12 protein-coding genes are annotated in these 16,095 nt (G+C 70.5%); 8 read left to right on the forward strand and 4 right to left on the reverse strand.

Going from position 1 to position 16,095, the window contains the following annotated elements:
• Nucleotides 1–40 precede the first annotated feature (40 nt).
• Nucleotides 41–1,033: a glycosyltransferase family 2 protein gene (locus tag N553_RS0113000; protein WP_028046876.1), complete on the forward strand. Its 993-nt coding sequence runs from the start codon at nt 41–43 to the stop codon at nt 1,031–1,033.
• A gap of 65 nt (nt 1,034–1,098) precedes the next feature.
• A complete protein-coding gene (locus N553_RS0113005) occupies nt 1,099–3,498 on the forward strand; it encodes a glycosyltransferase family 4 protein (protein WP_028046877.1) in 2,400 nt (799 codons plus the stop codon).
• A gap of 38 nt (nt 3,499–3,536) precedes the next feature.
• Here N553_RS0113005 and N553_RS0113010 read toward each other — a convergent pair whose 3' ends face one another.
• The 3 genes from N553_RS0113010 to N553_RS0113020 are packed head-to-tail and all read right to left on the reverse strand — an operon-like array spanning nt 3,537 to nt 8,021.
• Entirely contained in the window at nt 3,537–6,050 is a 2,514-nt protein-coding gene (locus N553_RS0113010; protein WP_034621894.1) for a glycosyltransferase, read from the reverse strand.
• Nucleotides 6,047–7,030 (reverse strand): GDP-mannose 4,6-dehydratase, encoded by a 984-nt coding sequence (locus tag N553_RS0113015; protein ID WP_028046879.1) that lies wholly within the window; start codon nt 7,028–7,030, stop codon nt 6,047–6,049. The genes N553_RS0113010 and N553_RS0113015 overlap by 4 nt, the downstream gene beginning before the upstream one ends.
• 4 nt (nt 7,031–7,034) lie before the next feature.
• Nucleotides 7,035–8,021 (reverse strand): GDP-mannose 4,6-dehydratase, encoded by a 987-nt coding sequence (locus N553_RS0113020; protein ID WP_028046880.1) that lies wholly within the window; start codon nt 8,019–8,021, stop codon nt 7,035–7,037.
• Between the two features lie 100 nt (nt 8,022–8,121).
• On the opposite strand from N553_RS0113020, the gene N553_RS0113025 reads away from it, so the two are divergent.
• From N553_RS0113025 to N553_RS24345, 6 genes are all read left to right on the forward strand, one after another.
• A complete protein-coding gene (locus N553_RS0113025) occupies nt 8,122–8,673 on the forward strand; it encodes a hypothetical protein (protein ID WP_028046881.1) in 552 nt (183 codons plus the stop codon).
• Entirely contained in the window at nt 8,670–10,142 is a 1,473-nt protein-coding gene (locus N553_RS0113030) for a glycosyltransferase family 1 protein (RefSeq protein ID WP_028046882.1), read from the forward strand. Before N553_RS0113025 ends, N553_RS0113030 begins: the two co-directional genes overlap by 4 nt.
• Complete coding sequence (locus N553_RS24335; RefSeq protein WP_081844544.1) at nt 10,139–11,659, forward strand: glycosyltransferase; 1,521 nt, start codon at nt 10,139–10,141, stop codon at nt 11,657–11,659. The genes N553_RS0113030 and N553_RS24335 overlap by 4 nt, the downstream gene beginning before the upstream one ends.
• Before the next feature lie 42 nt (nt 11,660–11,701).
• A complete protein-coding gene (locus N553_RS22640) occupies nt 11,702–12,658 on the forward strand; it encodes an FkbM family methyltransferase (protein ID WP_051640137.1) in 957 nt (318 codons plus the stop codon).
• Nucleotides 12,659–12,825: 167 nt separating this feature from the next.
• A complete protein-coding gene (locus N553_RS24340; RefSeq protein ID WP_051640138.1) occupies nt 12,826–14,178 on the forward strand; it encodes a glycosyltransferase family 1 protein in 1,353 nt (450 codons plus the stop codon).
• 71 nt (nt 14,179–14,249) lie between these two features.
• A complete protein-coding gene (locus tag N553_RS24345) occupies nt 14,250–15,680 on the forward strand; it encodes a glycosyltransferase (RefSeq protein WP_028046884.1) in 1,431 nt (476 codons plus the stop codon).
• Between the two features lie 37 nt (nt 15,681–15,717).
• Here N553_RS24345 and N553_RS0113055 read toward each other — a convergent pair.
• Nucleotides 15,718–16,095, reverse strand: a 378-nt coding sequence (locus N553_RS0113055) for a DUF4214 domain-containing protein (RefSeq protein ID WP_028046885.1), incomplete at its 5' end; no start/stop codon positions are given.

Raw genomic sequence — 16,095 nt, forward strand, 5'->3', positions numbered from 1 at the left:
CCCGACGAGAAGCCCGTCCGCGCTCACCTACACTCGGGGGGTGCCCGCCGAGACGACGATGCGTGCCGTCGTCGTCTCCTGGAACGGCGCGCACCTGCTGCCCGAGTGCCTCGACTCACTACATGCCCAGGACGTCCCGGACCTGGACATCGTCGTCGTGGACAACGCGTCGACCGACGGTACCGACGAGCTGCTCCGGTTGCGTTACCCGCAGGTCCGCGTCGTCCGCACGGAGCGCAACGTGGGGTTCGCGGGTGGCGTGGTCGCCGGGGCAGCGGACTTCGACGGGGACTGGCTCCTCCTGCTGAACAACGACGCGACGCTCGCCCCTGATGCCGCCGGCGCCCTCCTGCGCACGCTCACGGCGCCGGATGCCACGCGGGTGGGCGCTGCGACAGCGAAGATCCTGCTTGCGCCTGCCTCCGACCAGCGGGAGACCGAGCCGCGGCTCGTGAACTCCACGGGGAACGTCGTGACCACGGCGGGTACCGGGACTGACCGCGACTGGCTGCGACCGGAGGGCGACGAGTCCCGCGACCCTGACGTCTTCGGCTTCTGCGGTGGTGCGGCGCTCCTCCGTGCGTCCGCGCTGGCAGAGGTGGGCGGCTTCGACGCGTCGCTCTTCCTCTACTACGAGGACACGGACGTCTCCTGGCGGCTGCGGGCCGCCGGCTGGACGGTCCGGTACTGCGCCGACGCGGTGGCCGTGCACCGCCACGCGTCGAGCTCCGGGACCGACAGCCCCGTGTTCCGCTACTTCAACACACGCAACTCGCTCGTCGTGTTCGCTCGTCACGCGCCCCTGCGCGTCGCGGCGTCGTCGTTCGCACGCCAGGTCGCCGGGCTCCTGCGCGCGGCAGTCCGCGAGGGTGCGGCCTCACCTGGCACACGTGCCCGGGCTCGCGCGCTGCGCGACGTGGTGCTCCGGCTTCCGCGAACGCTGCACGAGCGACGCGCCCTGTGGCAGCACGCGGTCGTCCCGCGACGTGTCGTCGGGCGGTACCTGAGCAGACCGGAACCGCTGCCCGACTGACGTCGCGCACCACCCAGCGGGACCAGATACTCTCAACCGCCACCTTCAGGACAGGAGTGCATCTAGTGGATGTCTGCAGCATCGCCGCGCGTGCGGAGGCCGCTGCACTCCGGGTCACCCTGGACTCGCTCCGGGTGTTCCACCCGGACGTCGTGGTGCACGTCCTCGACCTCGACGGCGTCGCCGACTGGCCCGACGTCAGGGTGCTCCGGCTGACGGACATCGGCGTCACGGACCGCGAGCTCCACGCCGCGGCGATGCTGGCGGACCCTACGCACCTGACAGGTTGGCTGCAGCCCCGACTCTTGCGGTACTTCGTCGGGCGCGGTGAGCCTGTCCTCTCTATCGCTCCGGGCGTCCGGGCGCTCGGACCGCTCGACGCGCTCCTCGCCGAGCCGCTCGACGCCTCGATCCGTCTCGTCGCCCGACACGACGGGTTGCCAGCCGACGACGGGTTCAGGCCCTCCGCGGCAGACATGTTCGAAGCCGGGACGTTCCACGGGAGCGTGCTGGCATGCGGGCCCGGCTCGCTCGGGCTGGTGGACTCGTGGATCGCCCTCTCCGACCCGGGGCTGCCCACACCGTGGCAGAACGCCGCGACAGCGGGCCCGCACGAGACCCTTCCGGCCGGCACGATGCTGTCGCGCTGGATGCTCGAGCCCGGCACGAAGGTCCTGTGCGACCGGGACGGGTGGTCCTCGGACGATGTGCCGACGCTGCTGGCAGACCTGACCGAGTTCGACCCGCACCGTCCGTGGTTGCTCTCGACCGTCGACCCCGACGAGGCCCGCGCCAGGCTGAGCGACCACCCGCTGCTCCGGGACCTGTGCCGGGTGCACGCCAAGGAGCTCGAGGCGGCCCCGATCGACCCGTCGGTCTCGTTCGACACGACCGCTGACGGCATTCCCGTGCACGGGGCACTTCGCCTGGCATTCCGCAAGGCCGTCGACTCCTGGCGGTCCGGGACGGGCCACGAACCACCGGACCCGTTCGACACATCGGACCCCGGCGCGTTCACGGCATGGCTCGACGAAGTGACGTCCCGAGACGGTGGCCCCCTGACGCGCTACCTGCGTGCGATCTACGACGACCGGCCCGACCTGCAGGCCCGCTACCCCCAGGTGCCAGGAGCGGATGTCGGCCCACTGCTGCGATGGGCCGAGACGCACGCGCGTCTCGAGAACGACTACGAGACCCGCCTGATCGACTCCGCCCTTCGTGCCGGGCACCGCGGCCGCCCGACCGAGGGTGTCGTCGCCGGTGCTGACGGGGTCGCGCACGGTTCGGCCCGCCGACCCGCCGGCGTCAACGTGGCCGGGTACCTCCACGGAGAGCTGGGCATCGGCGAGTCGGCACGACTCATGGTGTCCGCCCTGAAGACCACCGACGTCCCGTACTCCACCATCGCGGTCGGTCGTCACCTCCAGCACCGCCAGGACGTCACCCTCGGCTCGCTCGCCGGCGCGGGCACGTTGTTCGACGTCACGCTTCTGTGCGTCAACGCGGAGCAGACGGGCGACGTGCTCGAGGCCGAGCCGCGACTCTTGCAGTCGAGCTACCGAATCGGGATGTGGTACTGGGAGGTCGAGGAGTTCCCGGCAGCGAAGCGCGGCGGGTTCGGGCACGTCGACGAGGTGTGGGTGGCGTCGGACTTCATACGCCAGGCGATCGCCCCGCACACGACGCGCCCCGTGCTGACCGTGACGCCTCCGCTCCCCCAGGCCCGCGCGGCGACGACACGGGTGCGAGGAGACTTCGGGCTGCCCGAGGACCGGCCGGTGTTCCTGTTCTCGTTCGACTACCTGAGCACGGCTGAGCGGAAGAACCCGGTCGGGCTGATCGACGCCTTCCGGATCGCCTTCGCACCGAACGAGGGCCCGGTGCTCGTCGTCAAGTCCATCAACGCCGACAAGCGCGTCGGCGACGCTGAGCGCGTCCGGCAGCGTGCGGCCGACGAGCCCGACGTCGTGCTGCTCGAGGAGTACCTGTCGACCGAGGAGCGCGACGCGCTCGTGCAGCTCTGCGACGTGTACGTCTCGCTGCACCGATCGGAAGGCCTCGGCCTGACCATCGCCGAGGCCATGGCGTACGGCAAGCCAGTCGTCGTGACGGCCTACAGCGGGAACCTGCAGTTCACGACGGACGAGAACGCGTTCCTGGTCCCATGGGTGCCGGGAGTCGTTCCGGACAACGCCGAGCCTTATCCGGCGGGGACGCAGTGGGCGGAGCCGGACCTCGAGGAGGCGGCCCGACTCATGCGGCTGGCTCTTGAGGACCCCGCCCTGGCAGCGGCCAAGGGTGCGCGCGCGGCGTGGACCGTGCGCGAGCTGCACTCACCCGAGGTCGCCGGCCGCCACATCGCGGCACGGCTTGCGCAGATCCGCCGGGAGCTCCCCCGCCACCGGTGGCGCGTGCGCGTCCGCCGGGCCCGCAACCTGTTGCGGCGGACCGGACTGCTTCGCTGATCGACCTCGGCCCGCCGCGGCGGGCCGAGGTCGAGCACTCAGGCGTCGGTCGGCGAGCCCATCAGGACTCGCCGAACTCGGCCACCCGCGCGGGTGACGAGCTCACGCGGGCCACCCGCCGCGAAGTACTGCCTGGCGAGCGCCACGTCGTCCTTGAGCTTCGGACGGGTGCGGCGGTACGGACGAGCGGTGGTCGTCGCGACACCGAGCTCGACCGCCAGGTCGGCAGCACGGCGGGGGTCCCGGCAGAACTCCACGAGCGGACGCAGCACGCTGCTCCACGCGAACCGTGCCGAGAACTCCTGGACACGGCGGCGCGTCTCGGCGATGGCCTCGTCGTCGTAGAGCATCTCCTCGAGCGCGTCCGCCAGGGCGTCGACGTCTTCCTGCGGAACGACGCGACCCAGTCCGTGCTCACGGATGAGCTCGCCGAACGTGTCTCCGCCCGTCGCGACGATCGGGAGCGACGCCCACAGGTAGTCGAGGATCCTGGTGCGGAACGAGTAGGCGGTCTCGATGTGCATGAAGTGCGTCGAGACGCCCACGTCCGCGTCGAGCAGGTAGTCGGCGCGCTCGGCGTACGGCGCCCAGCCGTGGTTGAAGAACACATGCGTGCCGACGAGTCCGAGCTCCTCGGCGAGCTGCTGCGTCTCCCACGCCATCCGCATGTCGGGCACACCCGGGTTCGGGTGCTTGAGACCGAGGAAGTAGAGCCTGACGTTCGGGCGAGTCGCACGGAGCTTGTCCACCGCGCGCAGGAGCGTGAGGGGGTCGAACCAGTTGTAGACGCCGCCACCCCAGATGATGACCTTGTCATCCGGTCCGATCCCGTCGACCTGACCGCGGATGGCGGACCGCCGCTGCACGGGGGGCTCGTCGGGGATACCGAACGGCACGACGGCGATGAGCTTGTCGAGGCTCGCGTCCTCGTCGTAGACGACGGGGTTGATGCGTCCCTGTCCGGCGAGCTGGCCCAGCCAGAAGTCACGCTGCTTCTCGGAGGCGCAGAGCAGGAAGTCGGCCCGCCGGAGCTGATCGTTCAGCACGCGGGTCGTCTCGCGCACTGCGACGGCTCGGCCGCCCACCCCGAGGTCGCGTGCCTGCTCGAGCTGCTCGAGGTGCATCGGGTCATACACGTCTGCGACGACGATCTTCGAGCTGTCCTTGAGCCAGGGGGCCGACTCGAGGAGGAAGCCCTGGAAGACGATCACGTCCGCCCACTCTGTCGCCGCCTGGAGCGAGCGACCGGATACGTGCGCCACCGTGAACTCCTCAGAGGTCACCTGGCACCCGGCGGTCGAGACGAGGCGCACGTCGTGCTCCGGCGCCAGGACGTGAGCGATCTCCCACGCCCGGATCGCGGGTCCGGCCATCCGGGGCAGCAAGGGCTCACCGGTGACGACGAGGACGCGCTGCCGGGACACGAAGTGCTCGGCGATGCCGAACGCCTCGACCAGCTCGGCATGGGCCTGCAGGTAGGAGGGGTAGCCGTACGCGGGTTCGATGGCGTGCCGGAACAGCGCGAACAGGTCGCGGTCCGAGCGCCGGCGGCGCGACTGCAGTGACGCACGCGACTCGGCAAGGCTCGCGATGTTCTCGGTCAGGTAGTCGATCGCGTACGGCCCGGTCAGCGCCATCTTGGGCACCGTCACATCGGGCTCGTCGTCCCCTCCGGGCGAGCGCTGCAGGTCGAGCACTCGGGTGTCGGAGTCGGTTCGGGCGATCGAGCGACGCACCGCGAGCGCCATCGCGGCCGGCAGGGCCAAGGCGAGCGACTGGTCGTCGAGGTTCTTGTACATCGAGAGCAGGGCGTTGCGCTCCAGGAGATAGCTCTCCCGGTAGTCACCGAACTTCTTCATCGTCACGTGGTGGCGGTGGTAGGCCAGCGATCGCGGCTCGTACCGGACCTTCCAGCCCAGCAGGTTCAGCCGCCACCCCAGGTCGACGTCCTCGTAGAACATGAAGAAGCGCTCGTCGAAGCCGTCGACCTCGCGGAAGACCCGTGCTGGCATGATCGTCGCGGCACCTGTCGCGAAGAGCACGTCCTTCGGCGTGTCGAACTCGGCCGAGTCGGTCCGGCCGACCTCTCGCTTGTAGCCCATGCCGTACCAGGTCAGCGACCCGTCGACGTAGTCCACAAGCTCGCCGTCCCAGTCCAGGACCTTGCACGCGATGGCGCCGATCCGGTCATCCGTGCGCAAGGTCGCGATGGCAGCCGCGATCCACTGGGGGTGGGGGCGTGCGTCGTTGTTGAGGAACGCGACGAACTCGCCGGTGGCGTGGTCGACCCCGAGGTTGCAGCCGCCCGCGAACCCGGTGTTGCTCCCGGCCTCGACGAGCGTCACGTGCGGCGCCGCCGCACGGATGCGTTCGACGCTGTCGTCGCCCGAGTCGTTGTCCACGACGACGATCTCCAGCTGGGAGTCCGGCCAGTCCAGACGTGCCAGGTGGCCGAGGCAGGCGATCGTGTCGTCGGCTCCCCGGTAGTTCACCAGGATCACCGAGACGACGCCTGCCGTGACGTTCGCCCGCTCCGTGTCGAACCGGCTCATCGACCTTCACTCTCTTTCAGCAACGCGAGGTCGTGATCGACCATCCGTCCTACCAGCTCGTCGAACTCGACCGTCCGCTGCCAGCCGAGCTCACGCTCAGCCTTGCGCGGGTCTCCCACGAGCACCGACGCATCGGCCGGGCGGAAGAACTGCGGGTCCACCTCGACGAAGGACTCCCAGTCGTCGCCGACTCCGGCCCGACGCAGAGCTGCCTCCGCGAACTGTCGCACCGAGTGCGTCTGACCTGTCGCGACGACGAAGTCGTCCGCCACCTCGTGCCGCACCGTCCTGACCATGGCGTCGACGTAGTCGGGCGCCCAGCCCCAGTCGCGCCGGACATCCAGGTTCCCGAGCCGGATCTTACCTTCGCCCGTAGCGCCGATCCCCGCGGCCGCGGCCGTGATCTTGCGCGTGACGAACGCCGTCGGCCGCAGCGGTGACTCATGGTTGAACAGGATGCACGTGCTCGCGTGGAGGCCGCTCGCGCGGAAGACACCGGTCATCTGGTGGGCGAACGCCTTCGCGGCACCGTACGGCGACATGGGCTTCACCGGGGTGCGCTCGTCCTGCGGGCTCACCTCGGGCTGCCCGAAGATCTCGGCGCTCGAGGCCTGCAGGAACCGGACCGGGCGGCCCTCGCGCTCCTGGACCGTGAGCGCCGCCTCGAGCAGCGCGACGACGGCCAGACCCGAGAGCCTGGCCGTGAGCGTCGGCTGCTGCCACGACTGCGCGACAGAGCTGATACCGGCGAGGTTGTAGATCTCGTCGGGTGCGACGTCGCGGACCAGCCCGGCCAACCCGTCGAGATCTGCGAGGTCTCCCTCGTGGAGCCTGACGTGCGGGCGCGTCGCGGCCAGCCCGACGGCGCCCGCGTCGCCGGAGCGCACGAGACCGTGCACCTCGACGCCGTCGTCGAGCAGACGCTCGACCAGGTACGTGCCGTCCTGCCCGGTGACACCCGTGACGAGCGCTGTCGTCACGCGGTCACCGACCGTTCAGCGCACGCTGCTCCGCGAGGTCGTTCTCGACCATCATCGTGACCAGCGTGGGGAAGTCCACCTGGCGCGTCCAGCCGAGCTTCTCCTGGGCCTTCGTCGGGTCGCCGATCAGGAGGTCGACCTCCGCGGGGCGCATGAACCGTGGGTCCTGCTTGACCAGGTGCCCCCAGTCCTCGATGCCGACGTGCGCGAACGCGATGTCGAGCAGCTCCCGGATCGAGTGCGTCTCACCCGTCGCGACGACGTAGTCGTCACCCTCGGGCTGCTGCAGCATGCGCCACATGGCGTCGACGTAGTCGCCGGCGAAGCCCCAGTCGCGCTTCGCGTCCAGGTTGCCGAGAGTGATGTCCTCCTGCAGCCCGAGCGAGATGCGTGCGACCGCCTGCGAGACCTTGCGCGTGACGAACTCCGGGCCGCGCCGCGGCGACTCGTGGTTGAAGAGGATCCCAGACGAGGCGTGCATGCCGTACGACTCGCGGTAGTTGATCGTCATGTAGTGCCCGAAGACCTTCGCGACGCCGTACGGCGAACGCGGCCACAGCAGCGTGCTCTCGCGCTGCGGGACCTCCTGGACCTTGCCGAACATCTCCGAGGAGGACGCCTGGTAGAACTTCACCTGGTTCAGGTCGTCACCGGCGTACAGCCGGACGGCCTCGATCATGTTCAGCACACCCTTGCCGGTCACGTCGCTGGTGACCAGCGCGTTCTCCCACGAGTACGCCACGAACGAGATCGCACCCAGGTTGTAGACCTCGTCCGGCTTGGCCACCTCGAGCGCGCGGATCAGGCTCGAGAAGTCGGTCAGGTCACCGGTGAGCAGCTTCACGTCGGGCACCAGCTCGCGGACGAGCTCGTACTTCGGGTTGTTCTGTCCGCGGATCAGGCCGTAGACCTCGTAGCCCTTAGCGAGCAGGAGCTCCGAGAGGTAGAGACCGTCCTGGCCGGTGATACCGGTGATGAGAGCGCTGGGCATGATTCCTCGGGGTCAGCTGGCGTTGGGGACGCCCAGAAGCCTACCGGTCGCCGTCCGGCAGCCCGAAACGCGTACGTGGCTCCTCACCTATGATTCACCGGTGGCCGCCCCGAACCTGATCCTGCGCTCACCGGACGGCGAGGACGTCGTCCTCCTGCGAGCGCTGGGGCACGGTCCGGACGCGCGGTTCGCGGTGCTGCACCCGACCTCGGCGCCGGAGCCGTCGTGGGTCACGACGTTGCGGGACGCCGGCTGGCAGGGCAACGTCACGGCGGTCGACGACGACTCGGTTCTCGAGGCGGTCCGGTCGGCACTCGCGGAGCCGCTGCGGCTCCTCGTCGTCACAGCCGACCTCCCTGTCACCGAGGAGCTCACAGACGCGGTCTCCGCAGCGGAGATCGTGTTCCTCGGAACCCAGGACCGCTCGGGCTCAGATTTCCTGGAGCAGGTGGTCCACTGGCGCGCGCTCGCGCTGTCCTCCTGGGGCGAGGCGGTGGCCGCCGCTCGCTACGACGAGGACGGCGCGCTGTATCGCGACGACGCCGCCCGCGCCCGCACGGAGCTCGCTGCCCTGCAGCGCACCATCTCCTGGCGCGTCACGCGGCCGCTGCGTGGCGGCCGGCGAGCCCTGTCCCGCCTGCGTCGGTCGTGAGGGAACGGGGCCGGGTCGGGGGCCTGCTGGGGGCTCTTGACCAACGCGTCGCTGCTGCTGCCCAGGCGCTCGGGCGACCTCCGGGCACCGATACGGCGGGCACCCTGTGCGCGCTCGTCGCCCTCGCCCGGCGCAGCGAGAAGAGCGATGTCGCGTGGCTGGTCCTGGCCGCGGTGCTCGGCACCCTTCCCGTGGCAGGTGAGGTGCAGTCGTTCCGGCGCGTTCTCGAGACGCGGTCCGACGACGAGGCTGCAGCCGCGCTGCTGGCCGACGTGGTCCGCCGCCCGTGGCGAGGTGAGCTCGAGCTCGAGATGGACGTGGTCGTCGGCGGGGTCGTGGTGAACGTCGACTTCTGCGCCAGGCACGACATCCACACTGGCATCCACCGTGTGGTGCGCGAGACGCTCCCCCGGTGGGCGCGCGACCACGAGCACGTGGCGACCGCCAACGTCGACTCGTACGGTGCGCTCCGCACTCTGGCGCCGCGCGAGCTCCAGCGGGTGTTCGACTACGCCGGCGACAGCCGCCCTGACCCCGCTGCGGAGGGTGCGTACCAGCCACGCCTCGTGGTGCCGTGGCGCGGCGTGCTCGTCATCCCCGAGATCCCTGACCCACGGTTCGGGCCGGCCCTTGCCTCGCTGGCTGAGCTCTCGGGCAACGCCGTGACACTCATCGGCTACGACATGATCCCCGTGGTCAGCGCGGACCTGCGTCCGCACGTCGACGCCGTGCGCTTCGGGCACTACCTGACCGTCGTCAAGCACGCAGCGCGCGTCGCCGGGATCAGCGTGTCGGCGACGACCGAGTTCGCCGGCTTCGCGCACGCCGTGACGGCTCAGGGACTTCCAGGTCCGGAGGTGCTCGAAGTGGTGCTGCCGGCCGATGTCCCCCCGCCCGCGCCGGCCAAGGCGAAGGCGGCGGGCCGTCCCCGGGTCCTGTGCGTCGGCAGTCACGAGCCGCACAAGAACCATCGCACGGTGCTGTACGCGGCGGAGCGCCTGTGGCGCGAGGGTCTGGACTTCGAGCTCGAGTTCATCGGTGGACCGGGGTGGCAGAGCGAGTCCTTCGTGGCGCACCTGGCGGACGTCGTGGCGAGCGGACGGCCCCTGGTCGACCGGGGCCGCGTCAGCGACGAGGAGCTGTGGCAGGCGTACCGCGACGCTCGGTTCACGGTGTTCCTCTCCGTGCACGAGGGGTTCGGCCTGCCGGTCGTCGAGTCGCTCGCCTGTGGCACCCCCGTGGTCACGACCGACTTCGGGTCGATGGCTGAGATCGCTGAGGACGGCGGCTGCCGCACGGTCGACCCGCTGGACGACGACGCCGTGACCGAGGCGATGCGCCGTCTCCTGGTCGACGACGACGAGGTGCGGCGACTGCGTCAGGAGGCGTTGCGGCGCCCCGTCCGGACCTGGGACGACTACGCCGCCGATCTCTGGGACGTGCTCGCCACCGTCGGGAGCCGCTCATGAAGCGCAGGTCCCGCCCCGTGCCCGACGGCGCCGTCTGGGCGAGCCGGCTCAGCGAGCTGGCGCGCGCCGTCGGTGCGGCCGATCCGCTCGCCGGCCTCGACCGACCGTCGGCACGCGACCTCGCGACCGGGCTGGCAGCCGTGGTCGACCTGCGCGATCGCGCGCAGGTGTGGCTCGCGCTCGCAACCTTGAGCGCACAGCTTCCCGAGGACCGTGACGTCGTCGAGCTGACCCGCGCATGCGCCCTGGACGGCCCCGGCGCCCTGTGGCGGCACGTCGTGTCTTGCTCGACGCCCCAGTCCCGTGCCCGGGCCGTCAGGGTCGCGGTGGGCGAGATCGTCGCCGACGTCAACCACACCGTGGCCACGGACCTCGCCACCGGGATCCAGCGCGTCGCGCGGGAGACCGTCCAGCGCTGGGTCGTGCACACGGCGTGCCGACCGCTCGCCTGGACGGAGGACTTCGGTGCCCTGCGCGAGCTGACGGCCGTCGAGTTCCGTCGCCTGCTACCGCACCTGCCCGTGCCAGAGCACGAGCCGACGGTGGTCGTACCGTGGCGTTCCACAGTCCTCGTGCCGGAGCTGGCCGCGGAGCACGGCCGGAGCGGTCGGTTGCTCTCCCTGGCGCGCTGGTCCGGGAACCGGACGGGCGTCATCGGGTTCGACTGCGTACCGCTGACCTCCGCCGAGACCAGCGCGGAGGGTTTCGCGTCCGTGTTCTTCGGGAACCTCGCGGCGGTGCGGCACTTCGACCGGCTCGCGGCAATCTCCGACGCAGCGGCGACCGAGTACGAGGGCTGGCGCCGGATGCTCGGTGCCGTCGGCGCCCACGGACCCGACGTCAAGGAGATCCTGCTCGCCTCGGAGGCACCGACTCCCGCTGCGGAGGACCTTGCCGACGCGCGCGAACGGTTCGTCGTCGGTGATCTGCCGCTCGTCCTCGTCGTCGGCAGCCACGAGCCGCGCAAGAACCACCTCGCGGTTCTGCACGCCGCCGAGCTGCGTTGGCGGGCAGGCGATCGGTTCAGTCTCACGTTCATCGGGGGCAATTCCTGGGCCAGCCAGGAGTTCACCGCGGCGCTCGCAGACGCGCAGAGGGCGGGGCGCCCCGTCGAGGCGGCAAGCAAGGTCCCCGACCGGCTCCTGTGGGCCGCCTACCGCTTGGCGAGGTTCACCGTGTTCCCCTCGCTCAACGAGGGGTTCGGCCTCCCCGTCGCGGAGTCCCTCGCCGCGGGCACCCCCGTCGTGACGTCGGACTACGGCAGCATGCGGGAGATCGCCGAGCACGGTGGTGCCCTCCTGGTGGACCCTCGCGACGACCACACGATCGCCGCCGCGCTCGGGCGGCTCCTGCGCGACGACCACCTGCTCGGCGAGCTCGGCGCGCAGGCACGAAACCGACCGACGCGCTCCTGGGACGACTACGCGGGTGAGGTCTGGGCCTACCTGACCGAAGAGCCCTGGCCCCTCGCCCGTACGTCGGCCACGCCGATCGCCGACGGGGCCGAGCACAGCTAGCGAAGGACCGGGTCGCCAGGTCTGCCCGACTATGATGCTCGCGTGCAATCGCCCCCGTTCATCTCGTATGCCCAGAATGGCGAGGACGTCGTCCTGTGGCGAGCCCTGCAGCACGTCGGGCTCGGCACGTACGTCGAGGTGGGCGCGAACCACCCCTCCGACGACTCTGCCACGCGCGCGTTCTACGACCGCGGGTGGAGCGGCGTGACCGTCGAGCCCGTGCCCGCGTTCGCAGCGCTGCAGCGCCGTGACCGGCCGCGCGACACCCTCGTCGAGGCCGCCATCAGCACGGTCGAGGGGGACGTGACGCTGCACCTCATCCCCGAGAGCGGCCTGTCGACCCTCGTCGACACGGTGAGCGAGGAGCACGAGCGGCGTGGGATCTCACACGAGGACGTCGTCGTTCCCGCCGTGCGACTCGAGGCCCTGCTGGACGACGCCGGCCTGGCCGGCAAGGACATCCACTTTCTCCTGATCGATGTCGAGGGCGCCGAGGCGGACGTCCTCGCGAGTGTCGACCTCACGGTCTGGCGACCGTGGGTGCTGGTCGTCGAGTCGACGGCGCCGAACTCGACGGAGCAGACCCACGACGCGTGGCAGGACGGCGTCCTGGCCGCCGGGTATGAGTTCTGCCTCTTCGACGGCGTGTCCCGGTTCTACGTCGCGGCCGAGCGCGCCAGCGAGCTCCGCGCCGCGTTGTCCTACCCCGCGTGCGTGCTCGACCGGTACGTGACCAGGACCGTCGACCGGCTCGTCGGGGATCGCGGGTCGGCGCTCGCCGACGCAGTGCACTGGCGCACTCTGGCCCTGACTGCGTGGGCTGATGCGGTCGCGGCGTCCACACCCAGGGAGGAACCGGTGCCGGACGCCGGGTTGCAGGCGGAGGCGGAGCATCTGCGCGCCCAGATCACAGCCCTCCAGCACACGGTGTCCTGGCGGGTGACCCGACCTCTGCGAGGCGTGCGCCGAGTCGCCGCACACCTGCGGCCGGCGCGGTGATGGGCCGGTCACAGGACGAGACAAGGGTCCAAGAACGACGAGCCGACGTCGTCCTGCGCGCGCTCGAGCAGCGGCTGGACGCAGTGTGCGCTGCTGTCCTGGGATCCGATGCGCCTGCGCGCACCGAGGGCGAACCCGTCGGCCGGGTTGCTGCGCGGCTTCTCCCGATGCTCCTCGCACGCTGCGCGGACCCCGAGCGTGCCGACGTCCGGTGGATCACGTGGACGGCGATCAGGGGTGCGTACCCGACAGCGAGCGAGCTCATCGAGTTCGGCCGCTTCATCGCGCTCGCCTCGCTCCGCCACGCGGAGTCGGTGATGTTCGAGGAGCTGCTGCGGTTCCCGTCGACGGGCAACCTCGAGATGGAGATCGAGGTCGTGCATCAGGGGGTGGTCGTCGACGTCGACTTCACCGCGCGCAACGACACGCACACCGGGATCCACCGCGTGGTCCGCGAGGTGCTTCCGCGGTGGTCGACCGTCCACCCGATCACAGCCGCAGCCTGGACCGACTCCTACACCGCGCTCCGCACGCTCGATCCGACGGAGCGCGGCCGCGTGTTCCACCACGGGCGCGCCGTCGAGGCGCGGAGCTCGACAGTCGCCCCGCAGCGCCTCGTCGTTCCCTGGCAGAGCACCATCGTTCTCCCGGACGTCCCCAATGCGGCCGCCAGCGACCGGCTCGGCACGATCGGGTCCATGTCCGGAAACGATCTGTCTCTCATCGGGTACGACATGATCCCGGTGACGAGCGCCGAGACCCGACCGTTCGCCGACGCCCTCGGATTCGCCCAGTACCTGACCGTCGTCAAGCACGCGCGCAACATCGCCGCGATCAGCAGGTCGGCCACCACCGAGTTCAGCGGCTTCGCGAGCTCGCTGGCCGCGCAGGGCCTCCCCGAGCCGACGGTCCGCGAAGTGGTCCTGACGGAGGACGCGCCGCCCCACCACGAGGCCGTCGTGCGCAGGACCGGACGCCCCCGCGTGGTGTGCGTCGGCAGCCGCGAGCCGCACAAGAACCAGCGGACCGTCCTGCACGGCGCCGAGAGGCTCTGGCGTGAGGGGCTCGACTTCGAGCTCGAGCTCATCGGAGGTGACGGATGGAGCGTCGACGGCCTCGAGCGCGCGATCGCACGAGCACAGTCCTTGGGCTTTCCCGTTCTCGACACGGGACGCGTCGACGACGACTACCTCTGGGAAGCACTCCGTTCCGCGGAGTTCACGGTATTCGTCTCACTGCATGAGGGCTACGGGCTGCCCGTAGCCGATTCGCTCGCATGCGGGACACCCGTCATCACCTCGAACTTCGGGAGCCAGCAGGAGATCGCGGAGGGCGGAGGTTGCCTCACCGTGGATCCTCGGAGCGACGCATCCGTGACGGACGGAATGCGCCGGCTGCTCACGGATGCCGCACTTCTCCAGCAGCTTCGGGCCGAGGCCGTGGCGCGTCCGGCGCGGACCTGGGACCAGTATGCGGACGAGCTGTGGCACGCGCTGGTCCCGGCCGAAAGGACACCATGAGGAACCGGCGAAGGGCCGCACCAGCACAACCGCCTGTCGCGGATCCCCGATGGAACGCCTGGGAACGACGTATGACACTCCTCGCGGAGGCGGTCGGAGGTTCCGTCGCCCCACCGGTCACGTCAGTCGATCCCGACTCCCTGCGCCGTGCGCTCGTCGAGGTCGTCGACGTCTGCGATCGCTCGCAGGTCTGGCTCGCACTGGCGGTCCTGTCTGGCCGCCTGCCCGACGAGGACACGGTCATCGACGTCGCACGGGGTGACGAGTTCGACGACGGCGCGTCCCTCGCGTCAGCGATCGAGCGTGAGACGACGCCGGAGAGCGCAGCCTGGCTCGTTCGCCTTGTCACCGGCGGTGCGGTCGTCGACGTGGCCCACACAGCGTCGACGGAATTCGCCACCGGAATCCAGCGGGTCGCTCGGGAGGCGACCCGGCGCTGGCTCGCGACACGTCAGGCGATCCCCATCTCCTGGACGTCCGGCTTCCAGGCGATGCGCGAGCTCACCGCACGCGAGCGGGAGCGACTGCTCGACTTCGAGGCTCCCGCCGAGAACGGGGCGCCGAAGGTCACGACCGTCGTCGTCCCGTGGCACACGACCTACGTGCTCCCCGAGCTGGCGGCCGAACCCGAGCGGAGCACGCGGCTGCGCGCGCTCGCCCGCTTCGGGACCAACCGCACAGGTGTCATCGGCTTCGACTGCGTCCCCATCACCTCCGCAGAGACGACACAGCTGGGTCTGTCCGCCGTCTTTGCCGGGAACCTCTCCGCGGTTCGGTACTTCGACCGGGTCGCTGCCATCTCCAGTGCAGCGAAGACCGAGTACGACGGATGGCGCGCGACCCTGCCCGCGATCGGACTCGACGGACCCGAGGTCGGAGCGGTCGTGCTGCCCGTCGAGGTCGGCGACCGCGCGACCTGGGATGTGGATGCGGCCGTGAGCCGGTTCCAGGTCGGAACGCTCCCGCTCGTCCTCGTCGTCGGCAGCCACGAGCCGCGCAAGAACCACCTCGCCGTCCTGCACGCCGCGGAGCTCTTGTGGCGTGAGGGCCACGAGTTCAGTCTCAGCTTCGTCGGCGGCAACGCGTGGGGCAGTGACGCCTTCGTCGCGAAGCTGGCGGCTGCTCAGCGCGCTGGACGTCCGGTCGACACCGAGAGCCGGTTGTCCGATGCGCGTCTCTGGGCCGCTTACTCCTTGGCCCGCTTCACGGTGTTCCCTTCGCTCAACGAAGGGTTTGGCCTACCGGTCGCCGAGTCTCTCGCGGTCGGCACCCCTGTGATCACATCCGCGTTCGGCAGCATGCTCGAGATCGCCAAGGAGGGCGGCGCACTGGTCGTCGATCCGCGCGACGACGTGGCGATCGCCGACGCGATGCGCGAGCTGCTCAGCAACGACGGCACGCTCGAGCGCCTGCGCGAGGAAGCCGCGCGACGGCCCGGACGCACGTGGGACCAGTACGCCGGCGAGGTGTGGCAGTTCCTGACGACAGGCGACCCGGCCTAGGTGTACTGACCTGGACAGGGCCGGGTGGGCTGGTCGATCAGGGGTACAGGGCGATCGCGCGCGCGCGGTACTCCAGGCTGCCCGCGATACCCACCCGCACAGCACCCTCACCCAGGGCGAGCAGCACGTTCGTCCAACCCTCCAGACCCGACGGGTCCGGACCCCGACCCAGGAACGTCTGGTAGTAGCCACCAGCGCGGATCGCCGCAGCCTCGAAAGACCACCAGATCGAGTCCACCACCCAGGCCCGGCCCTTCGACGAGACCTGCGCCACCCACGACGCGACCTCAGCATCAGAGGCCCCCCGGTGCAGCATCGTCGTGTACAGCCGCTGGACATACCCCTGCCACGTCCCACCGGACGCCGTGAAGTACTCGTCCGAGTCGTAGAACCGCCGCTGCACGTCATCGACCGT

Source organism: Cellulomonas sp. URHE0023 (assembly GCF_000688475.1).
GTDB lineage: Bacteria > Actinomycetota > Actinomycetes > Actinomycetales > Cellulomonadaceae > Cellulomonas.

Bases quoted from the DNA above. Each gene is read 5' to 3' on its own strand.
- N553_RS0113020 (WP_028046880.1), bottom strand. From the start codon at position 8,021: ATGCCCAGCGCTCTCATCACCGGTATCACCGGCCAGGACGGTCTCTAC.
- N553_RS0113010 (WP_034621894.1), bottom strand. From the start codon at position 6,050: ATGAGCCGGTTCGACACGGAGCGGGCGAACGTCACGGCAGGCGTCGTC.
- N553_RS24335 (WP_081844544.1), top strand. From the start codon at position 10,139: ATGAAGCGCAGGTCCCGCCCCGTGCCCGACGGCGCCGTCTGGGCGAGC.
- N553_RS24340 (WP_051640138.1), top strand. From the start codon at position 12,826: ATGCTCCTCGCACGCTGCGCGGACCCCGAGCGTGCCGACGTCCGGTGG.
- N553_RS24345 (WP_028046884.1), top strand. From the start codon at position 14,250: ATGACACTCCTCGCGGAGGCGGTCGGAGGTTCCGTCGCCCCACCGGTC.